Origin of the sequence: Bradyrhizobium barranii subsp. barranii (assembly GCF_017565645.3) — a bacterium.
Lineage (GTDB): Bacteria > Pseudomonadota > Alphaproteobacteria > Rhizobiales > Xanthobacteraceae > Bradyrhizobium > Bradyrhizobium barranii.
Map to the genome: position 1 here is coordinate 3,189,623 of NZ_CP086136.1, position 23,406 is coordinate 3,213,028.

Genomic DNA, 23,406 nt, shown 5'->3' on the forward strand with positions numbered 1-23,406 from the left:
TCGGCGATTACGCGCGCCGTTCGGCGCGCCGCCCCCGGGTTGCCGCCATCGCTCCGGTGTGCGAGCTCTCTTCGGCCACGAGCTCGCCGATGACCCGGAGGATTTCGGCCCGCGTGTCGATCCCGGCAAATTCGTCCGCGATCTGCGAGGCTCGCGACTGGAAGCGGGATTGATCGAGCACTGTCCGCACCGCGTCGCGCAACGCCTTCGGTGTCGGCTCGTTGGTCGCGAGGTTGATGCCGACCCCGGACCATGCGACCCGCGCGTTGACGTCGGCCTTGTCTTCGGTCAGCCCCGCGGTGACCAGCGGGATGCCGAAGCTCATGGCCTGGTTGACGCTGCCATAACCGCCATTGGTGACGAGCACGTCGACGTTCGGCAGCAGCCATTCGAACGGCAGATAGCTGGCGATGCGCGCGTTCGACGGAATCTTGCCGGGGATGGCGTCAACCGGGCGGCCGCCTGCCGTCGCGATCACCAGGATGTCTTTCTCGTCCGCGAGGGCCGCCAGCGTCGGGGCAACCAGCAGATTGAAATTGTGATTGGCCACCGTTCCCTGCGTCACCAGAACGATCTTGCGCGATCCGTCGAGCTCTTCGGCCCAGGGCGGCGGCGGGACCTGGTTGGCGATGATCGGCGGGGTGCCGACGAAATGCACTGAGGGCGGAATCTCGCGAGGAAATTCGAAGCTTGGCACCGACAATTGCAGATAGGCATCCCCGAGAGCGACCACAGAATGGAACATCGGCATCGCGATCGGCCCGACCCCGAGGGACTTCAACGCCCGGTTCAGGCGCAGTGACACCGGCTGATCGACTGCCGCATCAAATTCCCGCGCCATGGCCGCATAGCGATCGCGCTCCTCGTCGCTCTTTGCCGGCGGCAGACCGAGGAAATTGGGCGCGCCGTCCTCGCGCGCCCAATGCAGAAAGGAGGTCCCGCAGAGCGCGATGGGAGGCCGCTGCGAGCGCGGTCCGAGCAGCATCGGCAGCACACCGAACAGCATGTCGTCGGCGACAATGATGTCGGCGGGGAATTGCCGCAAGATTTGCAGCAGCCCCTGGTGCTGGGCCGGAATGGCGTCGACGAAGATGCGCTCGCAAGCAACACGGAACCACTCCAATCCCGGCGGGATGGTCTTGAGTTCGGGGAACCGCGAGAAGACGTCGTTCGGATCAAAGTCCGCGTCCTCGGGAAGGGGAAAGAATTTGACGCCGCTGGCTTCGACGCGGGCACGAAAGGCGGTGCCCGTCAGGAAAGCGATCTCGTGGCCATCGCCACGCAGGATTTGCGTGATCGCCAGCATCGGATTGAGATGACCCGTCGCCGGTGTCGAAGCGATAAGAATCTTCATGTGAGTTGACCTCTTGATGATCGATGCGCGGTCGCCCCAGAGCGTCCGGTCGAGTGAGAGGCAATTGAAGCGATCGCCGTTACGCCAAGACTTCCGGCGGCAGCGAAAATGGTTACGGCGGCAACGCATCGTGGCGCTGCCAAGGCCGGGCAAAAAAGTTCGGTGCGAAACCGGTGACATCCTGCCAGCAGCGATGATGCTGGCACAGGATTACAATTGTAACGCGAGCGGCGGGCGATGAAACGGCACGGAAACACCGCGCTGTTAATCCGGCAGACCTCCGCATGGCACACCTTCGCAGATATTGGCGCGTTGGCGTCGGCCGAAATTCATTTTTGACGATCCGGATGTCGCGCGGCATCGGTCGCGCCCAATTCATTGAGGACTGGCATGGAAAATATTGTCGCCCTGATTGCGATGGTTGCGTTCATCGCGTTTCTGGCCTGGCTGGGCGTTCGCGCCTCCCGGACGAAATCTGCTCTGGCGAAGTGGAGCGGCATGGTGCTGACGGCCGTGCTGGCCGTCTCAGTGTTCGGCGTCGCCGCTTTGACCGCGGTCGGTATCGTCCGGCAACACGCCCGCTCCGCACCGGTCCCGGATGTGAAAATCGAGGCGACACCGGACCAGATTGCCCGAGGCATGGCCGTGGCCGACGGCTTTTGCGCCGCATGTCACTCGCAGACCGGGACGCTGACCGGCGGCGGCGATGTGGCCAAGGATCTCCCGATTCCCATCGGCTCGTTCGTGCCGGCCAATCTCACGCCCGCCGGCGTCTTGAAGAATTGGTCCGATGGCGAGATCTTTCGTGCCATTCGCAACGGGATCGACGTGAGGGGGCGCTGGCTGGCGATCATGTCCTTCACCAATGCCGGCCGGCTCAGTGACGACGACACCAAGGCCGTGATCGCCTACATCCGCAGCCTGCCCGCGAGCGGTGCGCAGACCCCGGATCCGCCGGATCGCTTCAGCCTGCTGGGCATCGTGATGCTGGGCGCCGGACTGTTGCCGGATGCGAAGCCCGTCTTCACCGGCGTGATCACCGCGCCGCCGAAGGCGCCGACGGCGCTGTATGGCAAGTACCTGCTGTCCTATCAGGATTGCCGCGAATGCCACGGCAGGGATCTCGGCGGCGGCGTGCCGGGACAATTGCCGCCGCTCGGACCGGACCTCGGTATCGTCAAGAACTGGAGCCTTGCGCAATTCGTCGACACCATGCGCACAGGCGTTGATCCGAACGGGCATCGGCTCGGCGAGCAGATGCCGTGGCGGCCGATCGGGCGGATGGATGACGACGATCTCGCCGCGATCTACCAGTACCTGTTGGCTCTGCCGGGCTCCTGATGATTCCGTGACGCCCGCAAACGGTCGCGCCCTGCGGGGGCGGGCAACAGCCTGCGCAGCACATCGCAGTCGCTGAACGACAGCGCAGGCCGCAGGCTTCCTATCGCCCCAAAGTAGTAAGCGTTGGGATCACAATTATTCACGTATGCGACATCCGGCGGAATTAGCCGCAGAATTACCCTGTTGCGACGTCATCACGGCATCATAGATAGACTCAGTGTGTGCCGATGGCCTCGGATATCCCATTCTATTTTGAGCGATTCCAATTCGGACGACATCAATATCATTTCACCACAGCCGGACGTTGACGTTCGCAATTCTTAAGTACAGCTCACTCGGCGGACGGCGAATTTTGAGAGTATGGAATGCTTGCAGATATTGGCCACATCGTCGTCGTCGATGACGATCCGACGTTAAGGCAAATGGTGATCAAATATCTCGAGGAGCACAATATCCCGACAAGGGCGGCCTCCAACAGATCGGAATTGAACCACTATCTCGATGGCAGCCAGCCGAGCCTGATTATCCTCGACCTTCGGCTTGGTCAGGATGACGGTCTGGACCTGTTGAGGGAAATCCGGTCGCATTCCGACGTGCCGGTCATCATCACGACGGGCCATCGTCCCGACGAGATCGATCGCATCGTCGGGCTCGAGCTCGGCGCCGACGACTACATCATCAAGCCGTTCTCGTTGCGCGAGCTGCTGGCGCGCGTCCGCGCGGTGTTGCGGCGGCAGGAGATGGGACGGGCCGCGCGCGCCCGCGATCCCGAGCGCGGGGGCTATCGCTTCAGCGGCTGGAAGCTCGAACGCCGCAGCCGAAAGCTGACCGATCCCGACGAAGCGCCGGTGCCGTTGAGCAAGGGAGAATATGCGCTGCTGCTGGCCTTTCTGGAGGCGCCGCAGCGTCCCCTGACCCGCGAGCATCTGCTGCAGGCGACCCGCATCCATGAGGATATTTTCGATCGCAGCATCGACGTCCAGGTGCTGCGGCTGCGACGCAAGCTGGAGACCGATCCGAGCGCGCCGCGCGTCATTCAGACCGAACGCGGCGTCGGCTATGTCTTCGCGGTGCCGGTCGATCCGTTCTAGAAGCAATTGGCGGATTGCAATTGTAGCCAATTTGCCGACGGCGGTGACCTTGGCGTAACAGCGGGCCGTCAGATTGCCTCCCACCAACAGCGTGTGGGAGATTTACGATGGAGAAGTATTCTCACAGTGTGAGCCGCGTTGCCTTGCCGGGTCACATGGAACTCGACAGGGCGAACTGGGTCGCACGATCTGACGGTCGCGGCATGGTCCGTCTCGGTGCGGTTGCCGCGAGGCATCGCGCGCCGGACATCGCTTCGCCTCCGGACGTACCGCCTACCGGGCAGGATCAGCCCGTCACCACATTCTGGTGGGCGGTCTTCGCCTCCCTGATGGAGGGCTTTGCCCTCTACGGTGCAGCCTTGCATCCGACCGCAGCCGCGCCGGTTCAGGCGATGCTGGAGGCCACGAGAGATTGCCGATCGCCCTTGGTGGGTCGCGAGCCCGCGGAGAAGAGCGGCAACGATGGAGCCGACAACAATGGGAATGACAATAATGGGAATATCGTCAGGCTCGATCGCGCCGCGCCGCGCGATGCGCGACTGGAGCGCAGCTGGAATCGGCTGGGGTCGCTCGGCGCGACCCTGGGGACTCTGATGGACCTGCCTGCATACTGGCGTCGGGAACGTGAGATCAGGAAGGCCGTCGCTGCGTTGATGGAGTTCGATGACCGGACCTTGCGGGACCTCGGGATTTCCGGCAGGTCGGACATCGAGCGGGTGGTGAGGTACTGCCGTGATTGCTGACACCATCGCCCGGAGCATGTGGCGGCCACCTTCGCGAAATCATCCAGCTTCGATCAAAATTCCTTGAGCAGCCGCGACAATTCTCGCTTCACCCCCACATTGCTGGGCGTGCAGCAGTTCGCCAGATTTCTCGGGGCCGGACGAGGTGCCGGCCTTCGACGTTGCGCGATCGTGATTTGCGCACTGGTGCCGTGCTCTCTGAAGGTCTCTCCGGCGCCGTCGCAGTCGCCGTCTGCCTTCGTGTCGGTCCGCAAGGATGAGCCCATCACGCCCATTCCGGCACCGCCGGCAATCAATCCGCTGAAGGTCAAGCTCGGCGAACGACTGTTCTCCGATCGCAGGCTGTCGCACGACAATTCACGCAGTTGCGCATCGTGTCACGATATCGCGACGAACGGCGCGAGCCCGAGGCAGCACGATGTCGGCCCCGACGGGGCGGCGATCGCGCTCAACACGCTCACCGTCTTCAATGCGGCGCTCAGCTTTCGCTTCGGCTGGGAAGGAAAATTACGCAACATCGAAGCCGATACCAGGGCGTCGCTGGAAAGTCCGCGCACCATGGCGAGCAGCTCGGTCGAAATCGCAGAGAAGCTCAATGCCGATCCCGACATGCGCGAGAGCTTCTTCGCGGCTTACGGCCACCGCCCGGAGCGCGGCGATGTCGTCGACGCGCTCGCGAACTTCCAGCGCACGCTGGTCACGCCGGGCGGCAAGTTCGATCGCTGGCTGGCGGGTGACGCCGCGGCGCTGTCGGAGGACGAGCTGGGCGGCTACCAATTGTTCAAATCGCTGGGCTGCGCGTCCTGCCATCAGGGCGTCAATGTCGGCGGCAATCTGTTCCAGCGCCACGGCATATTCCACCCGCTCGCATCGCCCGAGCCGAAAATTCTGCGCGTGCCGAGCCTGCGCAACGTCGCGACCACGCCGCCGTATTTCCATGACGGCAGCGCGCCGACGCTCGATGACGCGGTTCGCAAGATGGCCTTTGCCCAATTGAACGCCACGTTGACGGAGAAGCAGGTCAAGGCGCTCGTCGCCTTTCTGAACAGTCTGACCGGCACCTATCGCGGCGCGACTGTCGGAGGCTCCCCATGAAATTTGCCCCCGCCGTGATCGGCGTAACCTGCGTGCTGGCCCTGCTGACCTGGCTCTTGTTGAACGGGCCGAACTTCAATTCGGTGCGTTACGACCGTCAGCTCCAGGCGCTTGGCGACTTCACCCGGTTCGAACGCGCGATGACCAGGGAAGTGCTGACCGCGCGCGTCGGCCTGTCGCGCAACTATGACAAGCTGGTGCAGATGACCGATGCCTATGACGACGCCCTGACGCGGCTGCGCGAAACGCCGGGTCTCAATGCCGAAGAGACCAGGGCCATCGATGTGCTGTCGGCACGCGCCCTCCGGCAGGAGGACCTGGTCGAACGGTTCAAGAGCCGCAACGCGCTGCTCCAGAACTCCTTTGCCTATTTCGGTCTGTTCAGCGACAAGCTGGCCGACTCCGATCAGCGGGCGCTGGTCACGGCCGCCTCCGCATTGGCGGCAGCGATGCTGCGCCTGACGCTCGATACGTCGGACGTCGTGGCGCGTCAGGTCCAGGGTCGATTGGAAGAGCTGGCGCTCGTGCAAACGCCGCCGCAGGACATGGATTCGGTCCGCGCGTTGTTGATGCACGGGGAGATGCTGCATGACCTTCTGCCCGACATCGACACGATCGTGAAGACGCTCGTCGCCGAATCGAACAACCGCGAGCAGGATGCCGTATTGGCATTGATCACCAGGCGTCAGCTCGCCTCGCGGGCGTCGGCGCGCCGGGTACGCCTGTTGCAGTTCATGACGTCGCTGCTGCTGCTCTGCGGCGTGGTCTATTTCGGATTGCTATTGCACCGGCGCGCGGTCACGCTGCGCCGCCGTGCGGCGTTCGAGCACGTCATGGCCGGCATCTCGATGCGGTTCATCGATTCGAGCCGCGAGAGGATCACCGCTGACGTCGAGACCGCGCTGCAACAGCTCGCCGGATGCATCGGTGCGGATCGCGCCTATTTCGTCGGCGCGACCGGGACGACGACAAGCACCTATCGGTGGTCCCGCGACGGGATCGCATTCGAGCCGGGTTGGCCGGATCGCGCGCTGAGCCTCGCGCCACGCTTCGACAGTGGCGAAGGCGGTATCGTTTATATTCCCAAGGTCAAGGCCGCCCATCCCGACGATACGATGAACCTGCTCGAGGACGCCGGCGTCGGCGGCTGGCTGTGCGTGACGGCGGTCAGGGGACATCGCGATGAAATCCTCGGCTTCGATACCGTGCCGGCGGGCGCGCTCGCATACTGGTCCGAAGTCTCGTTGTTTCGCATGGCGTTCGACGCGATCGGCAACGCGATCCGCCGGGTGCGGCTCGAAGGCGAGAAGGAGCGCTTGCAGGCGAGCCTGCAACAGGCACGCCGCATGGAAACCCTCGGCACCTTTGCCAGCGGTATCGCCCACAACTTCAACAATATCGTCGGCGCGATCCTCGGCTATGCCGAGATCGCCGAGGCGCGAATCCGGTCGGGAGGTCGGCCGGCCGGCAGCCTTGCGGAGATCCGCCGTGCCGGGGAGCGGGCGCGCGAACTGGTCGAACAGATTCTCGGCTTCGGCCGCCGCGGCGAGGGCAGGCGGGAGCGTGTCTGCGTCAGGACCCTGATCGACGAGACCAGATCGCTGCTGGCGGCTTCGTTGCCTTCGCACGTCCAGTTCGAGGTGAACGAGTCGGCAGAGGAGGCCACCGTGATGGGCGAGCCCGCCCAATTGCAGCAGGTGATCCTGAATCTTTGCAACAATGCGGCTCAGGCGATGACGGAGCCGGGTTGTATTGAACTCGGCATCAAGGTGCGCGACCTTCAACAGCCATTGTCGATCGGACGCAGTGAGGTCGGCCCCGGCCGCTTCACCATCATTTCGGTCACCGATCCGGGGCCGGGAATGGACGAGGCGACGCTGGAACGGATCTTCGAGCCCTTCTTCACGACGCGTCCGGACGGCAACGGCATCGGGCTCGCAACCGTTCGCGAGATCGCGGAGCAATATGGCGGCGCCGTCGCCGTGCAGAGCGAGCCGGATGCGGGCACGCGCTTCGACGTCTGGCTGCCATCCGGCGATCCCGACGAGGCGGTGCCGGTTCAGCACAGCCCCGATCTTGCGTTCCGTGGCGCAGGCGAGACGGTGCTGGTGCTCGACACCGACCGCCGTCGCCTGTTGCGCCATGAGGAAATCCTCGCGGCGCTGGGTTATGAGCCGGTTGGGTTCACCAGGCTGGCGGAGGCGATCACTGCCTGCCGCACCGCGCAAACGCGCTTCGATGCGGCGCTGGTGTGTCACCTGCCCGGAGGCTCTTCGATCGAGCTGGCGGCGGCATTGCACGCGGCGGCGCCGGCCTTGCCGATGATTCTGGCGAGCCCATCGACGCGCGAGCTGGCGGTGCCGTCGCTGGAGACGTCCGGGATCACCGAGCTCGTTCATCACCCGCTGATATCGGCGGAGCTCGCCGGCGTCCTGGCGCGGAGCGTCGCCTCGTCGGCCGCGCGACGACGCGTGAGGCGGGCCGCCGTGGCGCGGTAGAGCGTTTTCGAGCGAAGCGGAAACCGGCTCGCGCGAAGGAAGCGCGTCAAGACAGGAATCCAGAGCTGGCGCACGACAATCGGCGATCGCGGTTGCAATGGTAACGCGATGTCGCCGCGGGGGAAATGGTCGAGTAGCCGGGACCTCCTATCCATCGTGTGCGCATCGTCGCAACGTCACCGCGATAGGAGAATGATGATGTCAATCAGACTTGGCGTGACCGTCGTCGCAGCTACGTTTCTGTTCGGATCGGTTTCCAGCCTCAGGGCTGCCGGAGGCGCAAGCGCGCCTGTGACCATGTCCTCGCCTGGCAGTGTGGACGCAATGAAGTTCGCGGACCTGTCCCGGCAGGCTCCCATCGGTCACCGGCAGCCGCGACGCAGCGACGTGCCCGGGTCGACGCAAGCCTCGCCCCAGGACGCGGAGCTGCAGCGGCTCGACAGGGAGATCGACCGCCGGCTGATCATCTGCCGTGGCTGCTGATGGCCGGCCGAGGTCATGGATCGCGCGCGCCGCAAGGCGCGCGTTCGCCGCCCCTATCCCTCGTATTGATCCGGCCCCATCGCCCAGAGCGACTGATCGTGGCCGAATGCGTAATTGCGGTTGTTGATCGCCGGATTGCGATTGACCATCGGTCGCATGAACATCGGATGGGTCGCGCTGCGGACCTCGTGCTCGACCGTGAAGAGATGCCTGCCGCTGTCGAGATCGACGATGTCGCAGAAGCGGTACTGGTATTGATTGTCCTCGCGCGAGATCAGGTCGCGCGCCAGGAGTTTGCGGTAAGGGCCGGAGAAGTCGGTGATGTACATCTGCACGTGGTGGCCGTCGTAGTCGCCCTGCGGCCGATCGGTCTCGCGGAACAACAGATGCTGGTCGCGGCCGGTCTTCACGGCGGCGACCTGGCCGTCGCCGTTTCGCAAGTTTGCGGGCATGCGCATGATCTCGGGGTAGAAGGCGCAAATCGCCTTCGCGGTGCCTTCCGGCACGTCGAACTCGACATAGGGAATGCCGAGCGCGATGCGCCCGAAGCGCGCGGCGTCCGGCTCGTAGCAGCGCAGTCGGTTGCCCCACGGACAGGTCGCCTCGACATGATCGTTGTGCTCGGCGAATGCAAACGCCGTGCCCTCGAGCTTCTTCGCGACTGACGCGAGCCGCGCCAGCAGCGCCTCGCGGCCCTCGATAACCAGCCCGACATGGCCGCGCAGCACCTGCGGCCTGCCGCTCGGCAAGTGAAACTGGCTCCGTCCGGCATTGATCCACATGTTGGTGTCGGACACCATCAGGTAGGGATCGCGGGTCAGTCCAAGCCCGGTCACGTAGAACAGCGTGGCGAGGCGCTGGTCGGGGACCTGGATGTTGACGTGCTCGAAATGGATCGCGTTGCCGAGATCTTCTGCGGATCGATCGAATTGTTGCGGCATGGATGTGCTCTGGCTGGGGGACGGACGGGGCAATACTAGAGCGTTTTCAAGCGAAGTGGACACCGCTTCGCGTAAAGAAAACGCGTCAGAATAAGACTCTAGCGCAGAATTTCCGCCGGCCGAAACTGTTCGCCGATCACATCTTGGGGGCAGGGGCATGATGTCCTCTGCCTCCTTGCCGTGGCAGCCAGTCCCTGTAATCTGGCCAGAACATATGAATATGGGAAGGGATCGATGGGAGGAGTTTTGGAGGGCGTGCGCGTCCTCGATTTCGGGCGCTATATCGCAGGGCCCTATTGCGCGACCTTGCTGGCCGAATTCGGCGCCGAGGTCATCCGCGTGGAAAAGCGCGACGGCAGCGAGGACCGCTTCGTGGCGCCGGTCGGCGAGGGCGGCGAAGGCGCGCTGTTTCTTCAGGTCAACCGCAACAAGAAGTGCATCACGCTCGATCCGATGAAGCCGGAGGGGCAGGAGGTGATGCGCCGCCTGATCGCGACCGCGGACGTCGTCGTCGCCAATCTGCCGCCGCAGACCCTGCGCGCGATGAAGCTCGACTACGACTCGCTGAAGGCGATCAAGCCCGACATCATCCTGACGACCGCAACCGCGTTCGGCGGGCCGGGGCCCTGGTCCGACCGCGTCGGCTTCGACGGTGTCGGCCAAGTCATGTCGGGCTCGGTGTACATGACCGGTGCCGGCGACCCACCATATCGGGCCGCGGTGAACTGGGTCGATTTCGGCACGGCGCTGCATTGCGCGTTCGGGACGCTCGCAGCCCTGATCGAGCGCGGCAAATCCGGGCGCGGGCAGATCGTCGAGGGCGCGCTGCTCGCCACCGCGCTGTCCTTCACCAATGCCACGCTGATCGAGCAGGCGGTCATCAACGTCAACCGTGTTCCGACCGGCAATCTCGGCCAGACCGCAGCGCCGGCCGACATCTACCGCACCAGGGACGGCTGGGTGCTGTGCCAGGTCACGGGGCATCCGCTGTTCAAACGCTGGGCGAAGCTGATGGGTGAGGAGGATCAGTGGCTGAACGATCCGCGCTTTGCCGACGACATCAGCCGCGGCAACAACGGCCCCGTCATCAGCGCGCGGATGGCGCGCTGGTGCGCCGAGCGCACCACGCAGGAGGCTGTCGACACGCTGGGCAAGGCCATGATTCCGACCGGGCCCGTGCTGAGCCCACAACAGGCGCTGGACCATCCGCATATTCGCGCCGCCGGCTTCATGCAGGATGTTGAGTATCCCGGCCTGCCGAAACGCGCACCCGTCGCCCGCGCTGCCGTCCGGCTGTCGGAAACGCCAGGCGAGATCGCATCGCGTCCGCCGACGCTCGGCGAGCATACCGACCTCGTCCTGACTGAGCTTGGCTACGATGTGGCTGCGATCGCGGCACTTCGGCAGGGCGGGATCGTCTAGGAAGCGCGCGCTCACGCCGGGAGATTTTCGTTGAGGACTCCGGCGGTCGTCAATACCATGGCAAGGTATTGATCGATCAGGCGTTCGACCGACGTGGCGGGGATGGTGGCAGGTTCAAAGAGAGCGCGTGGAGGCCGCGGCCGCGTCAAGCTCGAGGAGGTCGCCCGCAAGGCCAATGTCTCGACCGCGACCGTCTCGCGTGCCTTCAACGAACCCGACAAGGTCTCCGAAGAGGTCAGGCAGCGGGTCAAGGACGCGGCACGCGCGCTGAACTGGATTCCCAATGCTGCCGGACGGGCGCTGGCCTCGCGCCGGACGCATATCGCCGGCGCCATCATCCCGACCCTGGACGACGAAATCTTCGCCCACCAGATCGGCGGCATGCAGACCGTCTTCAGCGAACGCGGCTTCACGCTGTTCCTGGGCTGCTCGAACTATGATCCGGACGAGGGCCTGCGGCAGGCCGAAGCGATGCTTGCGCGCGGTGTGGAAGCAATTGCCGTGGTCGGTGAAAATCATCCCCCCGAGCTTTTTGACGCGCTCAACTCGCGCGGCATTCCCTATGTGGTGACGTACTCCTACAACAAGCTGTCACCGCATCCGTGCATCGGCTTTGATAATCGCGCCGCGTTCAGCCGCATGACGGAGCATCTGCTGTCGCTCGGCCATCGCCGGTTTGCCGCCATCTTCCAGCCCGACACCAACAACGACCGCGTGAAGGACAGGCTTCGCGGCGTCAGCGAAGCGCTCGCGGCCGCGGGTTTGGAAATCGCGGCACAGGATCTGATGATGGGTCCCTCGACACTGGAGTTCGGCGCGGCCAGCTTTGCCGGATTGATGACGCAAGCCGTCGACGTCCGGCCGACCGCGATCGTTTGCGGCAACGACAATCTGGCGCTCGGTGCGTTGATGGCCGCGCGGGAATGCGGCCTGGACGCGCCCGGGGATTTTTCGATCACCGGCTTCGATGATCTTGCGATTTCATCGCGCTTTTCTCCGGGGCTTACGACGATGAAGGTCGACAATCAGGAGATCGGCGTCCTGGCGGCCAACGAGCTCCTCGCCGTGATCGCGGGCCGGCAAGCGCAGGCGCAGTCCCGCGAAGTCGTGCCCGTTCTGAAAATCCGCGACAGCGCAGGTCACGCCAGGGGCGCCTGATCCCGCAGAGAGCGGTCGTCTCTTCGATAGCGCGCCTGGTCCCGCCAGAAGGGCTGCTTCCCTCTCAAAGGGCCGCTTGACTCCTCATATGTAAGCGCTTACATGAGCGCGTTTTTAAACGCCATGAGAGCAACCGGCGGGCCCCTCGCCGGATGAGACGGAGAGGAAACGACAATGCGGAATAGCGTTTTGCGGTGGGCCAGAAACTGTTCGATGGCGGTTTCGCTGCTCTTGCCGATGATGGGAACGGCGAGCCCGGCGGCCGCCGAGGAGAAGCTCGTCGTCTGGTGGAACAAGGGCTACTACAAGGCCGAGGAAGACGCGCTGCTCGCCGTCATCAAGAAGTTCGAGGCCAAGACCGGGGTCAAGGTCGAGCTGTCGCAATATGCGACGCAGGACATGATGCCGAAGCTGGTGGCGGCGCTCGATGCCGGCAGTCCGCCCGACGTGACCTATGCGGACACCTACCATTTCCAAGGCGCCGGCAAGTGGGCCTCCGAAGGCAAGCTGGTCGATCTCGGCTCCGTGCTCGCACCGATCAAGGGCGAGTTCTCCCCGCAGTCGCTCGAAACGGTCATGCTGTACAACGACAAGACCAAGGCGAAGGCCTACTACGCCTTCCCGCTGAAGCAGGCGACGCTGCATCTGCATTATTGGAAGGACATGCTGGAGGAGGGAGGTCTCAAGGAGACCGACATCCCGAAGGACTGGAAGGGCTATTGGTCGTTCTGGTGTGACAAGGCGCAACCGGCCGTGCGCAAGGCGTCCGGCAAGCGCATCTACGGCGTCGGCCATCCGATGGGCGTCGACGCCACCGACAGCTTCATCTCGTTCCTGGTGTTCATGGACGCCTACAACGTCGTGCTCGTCGACGACAACGGCAAGCTCCTGGTCGACGATCCCAAGGTGAAGGCGGGTCTCGTCGCCGCCATGACGGACTATGTCGAGATCGCCGCGAAAGGCTGCACGCCGCAATCGGCGACGAGCTGGAAGGATCCCGACAACAACGTCGCCTTCCACAACAAGACGACGATCATGACGCACAACTCGACGGTTTCGCTCCCCGGCAAATGGCTCGACGACGCCGGCAACGAGACGCTCACCGCCGAGCAGCGCGACGAAGCCAAGAAAAACTATAATGACCGCATCCGCACCATGGTCTGGCCAAACAAGCCGGATGGTACGCCGGTCCACACCCGCGCCTCCGTGGTGGTCGGCTTGATCTTCGAGCAGGCGAAGAACAAGGACCGGGCCAAGGAGTTCGTCTCGTTCCTGCTGCGCGACGAGAATCTCCAGCCCTATGTCGAAGGTGCGCTCGGTCGCTGGTTCCCGGTCAAGACGGCCGCGCAGAAGTCCGCCTTCTGGGACGGCGACGTTCATCGCCGCGCCGTGCGCGACCAGTTCTTCGCCGGCGTCGGCGGCTACGAGATGAGCAAGAACTACAAGTTCACCACCCTCAACAACGAGAACGTCTGGATGAAGGCCGTGAACGCCATCGTCACCAACAAGGTGCCGGTCGACAAGGCCGTCGACGACATGATCGCGCGCATCAAGGAAGTGGCCGGCAACTGATCGCCAGCCCGAACAGCTACGCTCACGCGTTGCAAGACGCGTGAGCGGCAGGCTCCTGCCTGTCACCGATTTCAACGTCTTGGGAGCCGATTTGTGACCGCAACCATCAAGGGCATCATTCCGGTGATGCTGACGCCGTTCACCGAAGCCGACGCGATCGACTATGCGGGCCTCGAAAACCTCATCGAATGGTACATCGCCAATGGCGCGGATGCGCTGTTCGCCGTGGCCCAGTCGAGCGAGATGCAGTTTTTGAGCCTCGAGGAGCGCGTCGCACTGGCGCGCTTCGTCGTGCGGCAGGCGGCGGGCCGGGTGCCTGTCATCGCGTCAGGCCACGTCAGTGAATCCCGCGACGATCAAGTGACCGAGCTGACCTCCATCGCCGCGACCGGCGTGGACGGACTGGTGCTGGTGACGAACCGGTTCGATCCGAAGCGGCAGGGCGGCACGGTCTTCATGGATAATCTGCGCCATCTGCTCGATGCGCTGCCCGCCGATCTTCCGCTCGGCCTCTACGAATGTCCCGCGCCGTTCCGGCGGCTCATGTCCGACGACGAGCTGGCGTTCTGCGCCGAGAGCGGGCGCTTCGCGATCCTCAAGGACGTGTCCTGCGACCTCGAGACCGTGAAGCGTCGCGTGGCGCTGACGAAAAACTCCTCGCTCGCCATCGTCAATGCCAATGCGGCGATCGCCTTCGACGCCATCAGAAGCGGATCCGCCGGCTTCACCGGCGTGTTCACGAACTTCCATCCCGATCTCTACAAATGGCTGTTGACCGACAGCGCGCGGCATCCGGCGCTGGCGGACGATCTCTCGGTCTATCTCGCGCTCGCGGCGATGGCCGAGCCGATGGGATATCCCAAGCTGGCCAAGCTGTACCATCAGAGGCTCGGCACGTTCGCCTGCGCCCGCAGCCGGACCATCGATTTCGACATCCGTGAGCGCTTCTGGGCGCTCGATGCACTGCTCGACAAGATCATGCAGGGGCAGGCGAGCTTCCGCGCAAGGATCGCGGCCACGCGCTGATCGCCGTAATTGCCAATCTCGATGATGTGAGGGCAACCGCCGCGCGAGGGCTGTCCCTCGAGCAATCGCGGGCCGACCGCGATTGCGGCGGTGCGCCTAGAGCGAGCTGCCGCCGCAGACGACGAGCTGCTGCCCGGTGATGGCGGCTGCTTCCGTCGAGAGCAGGAAGGCCACGGCGGCTGCGACTTCCTCCGGGCGGATGAAGCGGCCGATCGGCGGCAGCTTTGGCGTGACATTGGCGCGCGAGGGATCCTTCAGCATCGGCGTCTCGGTTGCGGCGGGGGCAACGACGTTGACGGTGATGCCGCGAGGTGCGAGCTCGAGCGCCCAAGACCGCGCCAGCGCGACCAGCGCCGCCTTGGTCGCGGCATATTGCCCGCGGCCCGCGGCGCCCGATGCGGTGCGGCTGCCTATGAAGACGATGCGTCCGCCGTTCGGCAGGCGCGGCGCCAGCGCATTGGCGAGGCGCCCGGCGACGTCGACATGCAGCCGCCACATCGCCGCGCCGTCGTCATGGTCGAGCGATCCGAGCGCACCGACCTTGAGCAGGCCCGCGGCATGAACCAGCGCGGTCGGCGTGAAGCCTGCCAAGGCGTCGGCAATGCTGTCGACATCATCCAGGTCGAGCGACAAATGATCGAACGCCGGATGGTCGAACGTCGCAAGGCGGCGGCTGATCCCGGTGACGCGCCAGCCGTCGCGCAGCAGCTGCTCGACGATCGCCGCACCAATCCCCGAGCTTGCGCCCGTCACCAGCGCGTGAGGCCTCTGGTCCATGACCTCAGCCCCGCGTGGCGCGCTTCACCCATGGCTCGGTCACGCGCACATATTTGATCGCGCGGCGATGGAAGGTGAAGGCCATGTGGATCGCCCCGTCGGCGGTCTCCTTGACCGAAGGATAGGACAGTTCGCGATTGGTCTGATCGCGTGAATTGTTGGTCATGCAAAAGCCGCCACCGGTCTCGACGTTGCGTTTGCTCCACGTCCGCCCGCCGTCGGCGGAGACGGCCAGCGTCATCGGCGCCCGCGGCGCGCCCCAGAACGCGGTGCGTTCGTCCGTCGTCTTGCCGTCGCCGGCGAGCACGGGCGGCAAATCGTCCTCGATCTCGTCATAGAGCGAGAGGCGGCGCCCGGTCGCATCCCTGGCGCTGGAGTCGTTGAAGACCAGCGCGAGATGACCGTTGCCAAGCCGCGTGACCTGGATCGAGGAGTTGTTGTTGGGCAGCACGGTCTGGACCGGCGCCGACCAGGTGCGGCCGTGATCGGTGGACCGGCTCTGATAGATGTTGTCCGCCCAGCGGCTGCGGTAAAGGGCAATCAGCGAGCCGTCGTCGAGGCGCGCGATGCACATATGCACGCAGCCGCGGCTGCCGGGGACGTCGACGTCGCGCCAGGTCGCGCCGGAATCGGACGAGATCTTCACCGCGCTGGTGTCCTCGTCGCCGTTCCATTTCTGTCCCGGCGTGCTGTGGCAATAGAACATGGGCAGCAGCCAGTCGCCATTGTCGAGCACGACGATCGGCTGCCGGATGAAGGTGCCGCGGCCGCGCTGCTCGGGAAACAGCGTCTCGATCGGGCCCCAGCTCCTGCCGTTGTCGCGGGAGAGGCGGCGGCGGATCAGCGCGGTGTCCTGGTTTCCGGCCAGCTGCGCCGTCCACATCAGCCACAGCGTGCCGTCAGGTGCGGGAAACAGTACCGGGTTCTGCTCCGAACGTCCCTTGTCGTCGGACAGCTTTTCGGCGGGAGACCATTGCGTCGCGCCGCGGGGCAGGCGCGAAAAATAGACCGAGATGTCCGACATGCCCTCCTGCGTGCCGCCGAACCAGACGCAAGCCAGATCGCCGTTCGCGAGCGGCATCAGATTGGCGGCGTGGTTCTGCACGCAAGGCGAGGGAATGAAAGCGTCGGACCGGTCGGGATCGCCGGCGGCCGGGCGAACGACGCCATCGGCGGCGATCCCGATGTCGGTGGTCACGATCCCGGTAGCGATGATCATGTCGAAGTCCTTTCCATCAATGCATTTGGCTGCGGCGTCGTGGCGGCGGCCGGAGCGCGGCCCATCACCAGGCGCTCGACCGCCATCACCACCAGCGGCGTCGCGGCCGCGACATACATGTTGTCGATGCCGAAGGGGTTTCCGAGCATGTACCAGGCCGTCGTCGAGATCGCCGCGCCGATCAGGCCCGCGGTGGCGCCGCGGTTGCTGGCAAACAGCGGCAAATAGAACCCCATCATCGCGATGATGGTGATCGACAGGCGCAGCGCGCGCGTGAAGAACGACAGCTTGAGGATTTCAGGAATGAAGAAGACGAAGACCAGCGGTGCAATGCCGATCGCCACCGAGAACAGGCGGGTCATCTTCAGCTCCCGCTCCGGCGTTGGCTTCCAGTAGGGGACGTAGAAGTCGCGGACCACCAGCGAGTCGATCGCGAGCGCCACCGTGCAGACGCTGACGAAGATCGAGGCGACGAGCGAGGTCGTCACGAAAGCCGAGGCCAGCGGCGGCATCTTCTCCAAAAACACCGGCAGCGCGTAGAGGCTGTTCATGTCGGGATAGAGGAATTTCGCGGCGACGCCGATCAAGGCGAGCAGGAATCCGAGCGGCAGGCAGAACGCCGCCGCATAGAAGGTGGCCCTGCGCGCGTCATCGGCGCTCGGCGTCGATGAGATCGCCTGCACGATGAACTGGGTCGAGAAGATCGCGCCGACGGTGCCAAAGGTCCAGGCGAAGATGGTCGCAAAGCCGATCTTGCCGTCCCAGCTGAAGTAATAGGCGGGCAGCTTGGCCTGGATCGGCGCGATGCCGCCGGTCAGCGACATCGCAACCGAGAATATGATGACGATACCGACGACCTTGATGGCGCTGTGCAGGATCGTCACCCAGGCGACGCCCTTCAGCCCGCCGAACACGTAGTAGAAGGTGCTGACCACGGCGATGATGCACATCGCAACGGGCATGCTGACATGCAGTGCGGTGGCGATTGCGGCCGCGCCGCTCACATAGTTGCCGACGTTCACGAGCAGCAGCGCGTAGATCATGATCACCGACACCGTGAGCATGGTGGACTTGCCGTATTTCTGCGCGATCGCCGCCGAGATGGTGTATTCGCCGGAACTGTAGAGCTTCTTCACCATCAGGAACCCGAACAGCAGGAAGCCGATCGAGGCGCCGAGCACGGCCCACCCCGCCGCTATGCCCGACTGAAACGCTTCCTGCGCCGTGCCGACGGCCGATTTGGCGCCGACGAATTCAGACATCATCAGCACGCCGACGACCACCGCCGGCATCGCGCGTGCGCCCGTCATGAACTGATCGCTGGTCCTGCTGCGCAGCCTGAACGTGAGCCAGGACGTGAAGGCGATGTAGGCGACGATCATCGCGACGATGAGCGTGCTGTCGCCATTGAGGATGGCTTGCATCGATGACGTTTCCTCTGGTGGCGCGGATGCGGTGTTGTGAGCCCGCTTGGTCCCGCTGCAGTTTGTTCGGAATGCGAACAATTGTTCTTTAATTTCATTATTCCTGCCCGCACGTCCCGCGTCAAGCGCGCGCAGCGGTGCGGTGCTGCAACGCACCCGGTCGGGCAGTCATCGCCGCTGCATGTTCAAAGGGTTGCAGGCCAAAGAAAAAGTGTCGGTGGGACAGTGCGGCGGGACGGTCGGCGCACGGCCGACGTCATGCGCAGGGAATCCGAGGTCCTGCCGTTCCGGGGTCAGTTCGACTTCAGCGCCACCTTGGCGACCTCGGCCATCCAGCTCGAGGCGACCGGCAAAATCGCGTCGTTGAAATCGTAGCGCGGGCCGTGCAGCTCGGCGCCGTCGCGCAATTCACCGTTGCCGATCCAGGCGAAGGCGCCGGGGCACTGCTTGAGGAAGAAGGCGAAATCCTCGCCGGCCATGCTCGGCGCGAGATCGCGTCGCACCTCGGTCTGCACCCTCTCCGCGGCAAGGCGCGCCAGGCCCGCCTCGGCAGGCGTGTTGACCACCACGCCGACGCCCATGACGATTTCGGGCGTGACCTTGACGCCGAAGGTCGTTGCAATGCCTGCGCAGACCTCTCCGATCCGCGCCAGGATGACGTCCTTCACCGCGTCGCGATGATACCGCAGCGTGCCGCCGATGGTGACGCGTCCTGCGATCTGGTTGCGCGCCGTGCCGCCTTCGAGCGTGCACAGCGAGAGCACGGCGGTGTCGAGCGGATCGATGCTGCGCGACACGACCGATTGCAGCGCCACGATCAGGTGTCCCGCCGCCATGACGGGATCGCGGGTCAGATGCGGCATGCCGGCATGTCCGGCATGGCCGTCGATGGTGATGCTGACGCGTCCGCCGGAGGCCATCACGACGCCGTCGTGGACCGCAATGGTGCCGGCTGCGAGCCCGGGCCAGTTGTGGAAGCCGAACACCCGCGTCATCGGAAAGCGGTCGAACAGGCCGGCGCCGACCATCGCGCGCGCGCCGCCAAGTCCTTCCTCGGCCGGCTGGAAGATGAAGTCGACGGTGCCGCTCCAGCCGGTGTCGGCCACCAGCAGCGCGGCCGCGCCGAGCAGCGAGGCGGTGTGCCCGTCATGACCGCAGGCATGCATCACGCCTGATGTCGTCGAGGCGTAGGGCAGGCCGGTGTCCTCGGTGATCGGCAGCGCATCCATGTCGGCGCGCAGGCCGACGCGGCCCTGCGCCGCCCCTCGCGTCAGCGTCGCAACGACGCCGTGGCCGCCGATGCCCGCTTCGAAGGGAATGCCGAGCTCGGTGAGCTTCTCCTGCACGAAGGCCGAGGTGGCCTTCTCGTGGAGGCCCAGTTCCGGGTGCGCATGCAGATGCCGGCGCCACTGGGTCAGTTTCTGGTGCAGCTCGGGGGGCAAAGCGGGGATCTTTCGTAAGGAGGGCCGGCTAATGCCAGCATAGCCGAATATTGAGCCGACCCGTCAAGCGCCTGCGAGTGTCTCGCGTGCAGCAACATCGTCATGGCCGGGCATAGCCGTCCGAAGGACGGCGTCGCTTCCGCTCGCCATAGCCGTCCGAAGGACGGCGTCGCTTCCGCTCGCCATAGCCGTCCGAAGGACGGCGTCGCTTCCGCTCGCCATAGCCGTCCGAAGGACGGCGTCGCTTCCGCTCGCCTATGACCCGGCCATCCACGTCTTGCTTCGGCCATGACGAATTGCCCTACGGCGAGAGCTTCGCCAGCCCTTTCCAGTCGAAGCTGATGCCATGGCCCGGACGGTCCGGCGCCAGCGCCTTGCCGTCCTCGAGCACCAGCGGGTGCTCGATATACTTGTCCAGCCCGAATCCATGCGCTTCCAGATACGAGCGGTTCGGGCAGGCCGCGAGCAGATGCACCGTGATGTCGTGCGCGCCGTGGCTGGTGACCGGGAGATTGAACGCCTCCGCCAGCCGCGCGATCTTCATGAACGCACTCACGCCACCGCAATTGGTGACGTCAGGCTCGGGATAGGATACCGCGCCGGCGACGATGTAGTTCTTGAACTCCCACAGCGAGCGCAGATTCTCGCCGGCCGCGATCGGCACGCCGCCGGCCTGCATGATGCGGGCATGGCCCGCGACGTCGTCGGGGATAACAGGCTCCTCGAGCCAGGTGAGGTCGTAGGGGACGAAGGCGCGGGCGGCGCGGATCGCGTCCTCGACCGTCCATTTCATGTTGGCGTCCGCCATCAGCGGAAAGCCGTCGCCGAGATGTTTGCGCATGGCCGCGACGCGCGCGACGTCGGATTTGAGATCGGGCCGGCCGACCTTCATCTTGATGGCGCGAAAGCCCTTGGCGAGGTTGCCGTCGGTCTGGGCGAGCAGCGCCTCGACGGAGAGATCGAGGTCGATGCCGCCGGCATAGCAGGGCACGTGCGCATCGAAGCCGCCGAGCAGGTGGAACAGCGGCAATTTCGCGCGCCGCGCCTTCAGGTCCCACAACGCGATGTCGAGCGCGGACAGCGCCAGCACCGCCGGTCCGCCGCGCCCGCCATAATGCAGGCCCCACCAGACGTGATGCCAGATCGCTTCGGTGTCGTCGGCCTCGCGTCCTTCGACGAGTGGCGGGATCTCGCGCTTGAGGATGTCCGCAGTCGCCCCGCCATTGCGCCCGACCGTGTAGGTGTAGCCGACGCCTTCCGCGCCGTCGGCATCGCGGATGCGGCAGGTGATCAGCTCGAATGCCGCGATCTCGCCATGCGTGGAGTCGGACAGCGTGACGGGGAGAGGGATCCGGTAGAACCCGGTCTCGATTGTCGAGATGCGTGCCATGTTTCCTTCCTGCTTTTCCTTGCAGGCTAGGCCGGCCGCGCGGTGCGGGCAATCCGCCTCGAGCGGGAGGCAGGTCTGCCGCCGTATCGGCCGGGTGCGTCGTCGCGACGCGGTTCGCCGAGCGGCAGTTCGTAGGGTGGGCAAAGGAGCGCAGCGACGTGCCCACCATCGCGCGACAAACGGACACTGGTGGGCGCGCTTCGCTTTGCCCACCCTACGAGACCGGCTCCAGGTCTGGATCATCGATCCGGCGCGGGTGATCCCGCTCAGCGCTTGGTGGCGTAATAATTGATGCTGATCGAGGCCCGGTACGGCGAGGTTCGCCACATCGACATCTCAAGCGTGTCGCCACTGCCGGCGCCGACTTGCCAGCTCGCCAGACGATGATTGTCGTCGTTGGACGGCTTGTCGGTCCGCTCACGGGCCTTCAAGGATGTCTCGATCAGGCCGGGCAGCGCGTCGGCCGAGATGCCGACGGCCGACACGGTGCAGGTCACGCTCGGACCATCGTCGGGACCTGCGAAATAGGCCGTCATGCTCCCGAGACTCTCGCCCCGCCTGATCAGCTTGGCCGAGTAGAGAACGTCGATTTTTGCTCCACGCTCCATCTCGGCCGTGATCGGGCTGCCGTCACTGACAAAGCCCAGACCCGCTGCGATGCGCTCGACCTGGCTCGGCCTGGCCGGCTTGGGCGCGCAGATCCTTGCGAACAGATCAACCAGCAGGGCGCTGTTGTCCTCTTCCGCGCCGGCCGCGCTCGCAAGCGCCAGCAGCGCAAATCCCGCGAGCGCGAACCGGACCACGCGCCTCACCGCATTGTCGCGAGCTGCACGGCCAGCGCGCAGGCGCGGTCGTATTCGTCGAGGTTGATCCACTCGTCGATCGTGTGCGCCTCGTTCTGGCCGGCACCGAAGGTCACGGTGGGAACGCCGTGGCGGACCATCCAGTTGGCATCGAGGCCGCCATTGGCGGTGCGGACGTTCGGGGTGCCGCCGATCGCGGACACCGCCTCGACCGCGCGTTTGACGACGGGGAGATTGTCCTTCATGCGGAACGGAAAATAGTCGGTCTCGGCCTTGAACTTGACCTTGCCGGACTTGCCTTGCGCGTTCGTCACCTTCTTGGCGGCCTTCTCGAACGCGGCCTTGTAGGCCTTGGTGATCTCCTTGAAGAATTTGCCGTCGTGGCTGCGGCTCTCGCCGCGCACATGGACGTAGTCGGTGACGACGTTGGTGGCATCGCCCGCCGGGCGGCCCTCGCCGCCGGTGACGGGGCCGACATTGCTGGTGCCTTGGCTCTTGCCCTTCACGACCTTGCCGAACCAGCCGCCGGCCTTCACGTCCGCGAGCGCGAGCGCCATGATCATGGTCGAGGAGATGCCGCGCTCCGGTGCGACGCCCGCATGCGAGGCGCGGCCGAAGATCTCGACATTCCAGCGGTCCGCGCCGACGGCGCCGATGATGACGTTGGAGGCCGAGCCGCCGTCATAATTGAAGGCCATCGCCGGCGAGCCGAGCTCGTCGAGCTTGACGTGGCGCGCGCCGTAGAGCCCGCTCTCTTCGCGCACGCAGAACAGCAGCGTGATCGGGGGATGATCGAGCTTCTGCTTGGCGAGCTCGGCGGCCAGCGTCACCAGCACGCCGCAGCCGCAGCGGTTGTCGCCGCCGAGTGCGGTCTTGGCCTCGTTGACGATCTTGCGGCCGGACTTCTTCGGCTTGGCGCCGGCACACAGCGGCACGGTGTCCATGTGGGTCATGAACATGATGCGCGGCTGGTTGTGCAGCGCGCCGCGGCCGGGCAGGTCGACGATGAGGTTGCCGGTCTCGGTCGGCACGGGAATGCGGGTGTTGGCGTCGTCGAGCCGGATCGCCTTCGCCGGCACGCCGCTCTCCTTTAGCGCGGCGGTGAGCTCACGCCCGATCGCCGCCTCCTGTCCGGTGACGCCCTCGACGGCGAGGAAGCGCATGAGGCGGTCGGTGGCGGCTTTGGTGTCGACAGGCATGAGGTGGTCCTTTGATGCACGGTACGCGTCAGCATCCTTCGCTGCGCCGTGTTTCGCAAGGCCTCTCGGACAGTCCGGTGAGTTTTAGGGCGGGGCGGGGACGACCGCATCAAAGCCACGGCGGTTGCTGGCGGCGGCGCGCCGAACACGACGCGCCGCCGACGCTTTCGGCACAAAAATCAGTATCGCGCGACGAGCGGGGTGAGGGCAGAATTGAATCGCCAATTCACGCCCAGCATGACGGTTTGCATGTTCTGCCGGACGGTGGCCGGGAAGAAGGGAGTAGCACATCCGGGACTGCTGGTGCAGTTCAGGGTGTAGCCGTTCGTTCCAAAGTCGAAATAATTGTATTCGGCCTTCAACGACAGGTTTGGCAGCAGCGCATATTCGAGGCCGGCGCCGACGACGAATCCCGTCACATCGCGCGA

General features: G+C 65.0%; 20 protein-coding genes. 10 read left to right on the plus strand and 10 right to left on the minus strand.

What is annotated here, in order from left to right; translation table 11 throughout:
* Positions 1–7: 7 nt before the first annotated feature.
* Complete coding sequence (locus tag J4G43_RS15390) at positions 8–1,354, minus strand: nucleotide disphospho-sugar-binding domain-containing protein (RefSeq protein WP_208085281.1); 1,347 nt, start codon at positions 1,352–1,354, stop codon at positions 8–10.
* Between the two features lie 390 nt (positions 1,355–1,744).
* Between J4G43_RS15390 and J4G43_RS15395 the strand changes: the two genes are divergently transcribed.
* From J4G43_RS15395 to J4G43_RS15420, 6 genes are all read left to right on the plus strand, one after another.
* Positions 1,745–2,695 carry a c-type cytochrome gene (locus J4G43_RS15395; RefSeq protein WP_208085282.1) on the plus strand — a complete coding sequence of 317 codons (951 nt, stop codon included), beginning with the start codon at positions 1,745–1,747 and terminating at the stop codon, positions 2,693–2,695.
* Positions 2,696–3,060: 365 nt separating this feature from the next.
* Positions 3,061–3,786 carry a response regulator gene (locus J4G43_RS15400; protein WP_014497160.1) on the plus strand — a complete coding sequence of 242 codons (726 nt, stop codon included), beginning with the start codon at positions 3,061–3,063 and terminating at the stop codon, positions 3,784–3,786.
* A 107-nt stretch (positions 3,787–3,893) separates the two neighbouring features.
* On the plus strand, positions 3,894–4,529 hold the full coding sequence (locus J4G43_RS15405) for a DUF1127 domain-containing protein (RefSeq protein ID WP_208085283.1): 636 nt from the start codon (positions 3,894–3,896) through the stop codon (positions 4,527–4,529).
* A gap of 63 nt (positions 4,530–4,592) precedes the next feature.
* A complete protein-coding gene (locus tag J4G43_RS15410) occupies positions 4,593–5,624 on the plus strand; it encodes a cytochrome-c peroxidase (protein ID WP_224517011.1) in 1,032 nt (343 codons plus the stop codon).
* Positions 5,621–8,122: a two-component system VirA-like sensor kinase gene (locus tag J4G43_RS15415; RefSeq protein ID WP_208085284.1), complete on the plus strand. Its 2,502-nt coding sequence runs from the start codon at positions 5,621–5,623 to the stop codon at positions 8,120–8,122. Before J4G43_RS15410 ends, J4G43_RS15415 begins: the two co-directional genes overlap by 4 nt.
* Before the next feature lie 198 nt (positions 8,123–8,320).
* Positions 8,321–8,605 carry a hypothetical protein gene (locus J4G43_RS15420; protein ID WP_135215059.1) on the plus strand — a complete coding sequence of 95 codons (285 nt, stop codon included), beginning with the start codon at positions 8,321–8,323 and terminating at the stop codon, positions 8,603–8,605.
* Positions 8,606–8,658: 53 nt separating this feature from the next.
* Here J4G43_RS15420 and J4G43_RS15425 read toward each other — a convergent pair whose 3' ends face one another.
* Positions 8,659–9,546: a VOC family protein gene (locus J4G43_RS15425; RefSeq protein WP_208085285.1), complete on the minus strand. Its 888-nt coding sequence runs from the start codon at positions 9,544–9,546 to the stop codon at positions 8,659–8,661.
* Positions 9,547–9,780: 234 nt separating this feature from the next.
* Between J4G43_RS15425 and J4G43_RS15430 the strand changes: the two genes are divergently transcribed.
* From J4G43_RS15430 to J4G43_RS15445, 4 genes are all read left to right on the plus strand, one after another.
* Complete coding sequence (locus J4G43_RS15430) at positions 9,781–10,968, plus strand: CaiB/BaiF CoA transferase family protein (protein WP_208085286.1); 1,188 nt, start codon at positions 9,781–9,783, stop codon at positions 10,966–10,968.
* A gap of 102 nt (positions 10,969–11,070) precedes the next feature.
* Positions 11,071–12,126, plus strand: coding sequence for a LacI family DNA-binding transcriptional regulator (locus J4G43_RS15435; RefSeq protein ID WP_208085287.1), 1,056 nt, complete (start codon positions 11,071–11,073; stop codon positions 12,124–12,126).
* A 213-nt stretch (positions 12,127–12,339) separates the two neighbouring features.
* Positions 12,340–13,698, plus strand: coding sequence for an ABC transporter substrate-binding protein (locus J4G43_RS15440; protein ID WP_208085288.1), 1,359 nt, complete (start codon positions 12,340–12,342; stop codon positions 13,696–13,698).
* A gap of 93 nt (positions 13,699–13,791) precedes the next feature.
* Complete coding sequence (locus J4G43_RS15445) at positions 13,792–14,724, plus strand: dihydrodipicolinate synthase family protein (RefSeq protein WP_208085289.1); 933 nt, start codon at positions 13,792–13,794, stop codon at positions 14,722–14,724.
* A gap of 96 nt (positions 14,725–14,820) precedes the next feature.
* Here J4G43_RS15445 and J4G43_RS15450 read toward each other — a convergent pair whose 3' ends face one another.
* The 8 genes from J4G43_RS15450 to J4G43_RS55135 form a co-directional block, all read right to left on the minus strand.
* Positions 14,821–15,501 carry an SDR family NAD(P)-dependent oxidoreductase gene (locus J4G43_RS15450; protein WP_208085290.1) on the minus strand — a complete coding sequence of 227 codons (681 nt, stop codon included), beginning with the start codon at positions 15,499–15,501 and terminating at the stop codon, positions 14,821–14,823.
* 4 nt (positions 15,502–15,505) lie between these two features.
* Complete coding sequence (locus tag J4G43_RS15455; protein ID WP_208085291.1) at positions 15,506–16,720, minus strand: sialidase family protein; 1,215 nt, start codon at positions 16,718–16,720, stop codon at positions 15,506–15,508.
* Positions 16,717–18,144, minus strand: a complete 1,428-nt coding sequence (locus J4G43_RS15460) for a sodium:solute symporter family protein (RefSeq protein WP_208085292.1) — start codon at positions 18,142–18,144, stop codon at positions 16,717–16,719. Before J4G43_RS15460 ends, J4G43_RS15455 begins: the two co-directional genes overlap by 4 nt.
* A gap of 293 nt (positions 18,145–18,437) precedes the next feature.
* Entirely contained in the window at positions 18,438–19,586 is a 1,149-nt protein-coding gene (locus J4G43_RS15465) for an amidohydrolase (RefSeq protein WP_085404523.1), read from the minus strand.
* A gap of 301 nt (positions 19,587–19,887) precedes the next feature.
* The gene (locus J4G43_RS15470; protein WP_208085293.1) at positions 19,888–20,976 is read right to left on the minus strand and encodes a mandelate racemase/muconate lactonizing enzyme family protein; all 1,089 of its coding nucleotides are present in this window, start codon (positions 20,974–20,976) and stop codon (positions 19,888–19,890) included.
* Positions 20,977–21,242: 266 nt separating this feature from the next.
* Positions 21,243–21,788: a hypothetical protein gene (locus J4G43_RS15475; RefSeq protein WP_208085294.1), complete on the minus strand. Its 546-nt coding sequence runs from the start codon at positions 21,786–21,788 to the stop codon at positions 21,243–21,245.
* Entirely contained in the window at positions 21,785–22,978 is a 1,194-nt protein-coding gene (locus tag J4G43_RS15480) for a M20/M25/M40 family metallo-hydrolase (protein WP_208085295.1), read from the minus strand. The genes J4G43_RS15475 and J4G43_RS15480 overlap by 4 nt, the downstream gene beginning before the upstream one ends.
* A gap of 179 nt (positions 22,979–23,157) precedes the next feature.
* Complete coding sequence (locus J4G43_RS55135; protein ID WP_208085296.1) at positions 23,158–23,397, minus strand: outer membrane protein; 240 nt, start codon at positions 23,395–23,397, stop codon at positions 23,158–23,160.
* Positions 23,398–23,406 lie beyond the last annotated feature (9 nt).

Coding starts and splice junctions, on each gene's coding strand:
- J4G43_RS15390 (WP_208085281.1), bottom strand. CDS start 1,354: ATGAAGATTCTTATCGCTTCGACACCGGCGACGGGTCATCTCAATCCG.
- J4G43_RS15395 (WP_208085282.1), top strand. CDS start 1,745: ATGGAAAATATTGTCGCCCTGATTGCGATGGTTGCGTTCATCGCGTTT.
- J4G43_RS15400 (WP_014497160.1), top strand. CDS start 3,061: ATGCTTGCAGATATTGGCCACATCGTCGTCGTCGATGACGATCCGACG.
- J4G43_RS15405 (WP_208085283.1), top strand. CDS start 3,894: ATGGAGAAGTATTCTCACAGTGTGAGCCGCGTTGCCTTGCCGGGTCAC.
- J4G43_RS15415 (WP_208085284.1), top strand. CDS start 5,621: ATGAAATTTGCCCCCGCCGTGATCGGCGTAACCTGCGTGCTGGCCCTG.
- J4G43_RS15420 (WP_135215059.1), top strand. CDS start 8,321: ATGTCAATCAGACTTGGCGTGACCGTCGTCGCAGCTACGTTTCTGTTC.
- J4G43_RS15425 (WP_208085285.1), bottom strand. CDS start 9,546: ATGCCGCAACAATTCGATCGATCCGCAGAAGATCTCGGCAACGCGATC.
- J4G43_RS15430 (WP_208085286.1), top strand. CDS start 9,781: ATGGGAGGAGTTTTGGAGGGCGTGCGCGTCCTCGATTTCGGGCGCTAT.
- J4G43_RS15435 (WP_208085287.1), top strand. CDS start 11,071: ATGGTGGCAGGTTCAAAGAGAGCGCGTGGAGGCCGCGGCCGCGTCAAG.
- J4G43_RS15440 (WP_208085288.1), top strand. CDS start 12,340: ATGGCGGTTTCGCTGCTCTTGCCGATGATGGGAACGGCGAGCCCGGCG.
- J4G43_RS15450 (WP_208085290.1), bottom strand. CDS start 15,501: ATGGACCAGAGGCCTCACGCGCTGGTGACGGGCGCAAGCTCGGGGATT.
- J4G43_RS15455 (WP_208085291.1), bottom strand. CDS start 16,720: ATGATCATCGCTACCGGGATCGTGACCACCGACATCGGGATCGCCGCC.
- J4G43_RS15460 (WP_208085292.1), bottom strand. CDS start 18,144: ATGCAAGCCATCCTCAATGGCGACAGCACGCTCATCGTCGCGATGATC.
- J4G43_RS15470 (WP_208085293.1), bottom strand. CDS start 20,976: ATGGCACGCATCTCGACAATCGAGACCGGGTTCTACCGGATCCCTCTC.
- J4G43_RS15480 (WP_208085295.1), bottom strand. CDS start 22,978: ATGCCTGTCGACACCAAAGCCGCCACCGACCGCCTCATGCGCTTCCTC.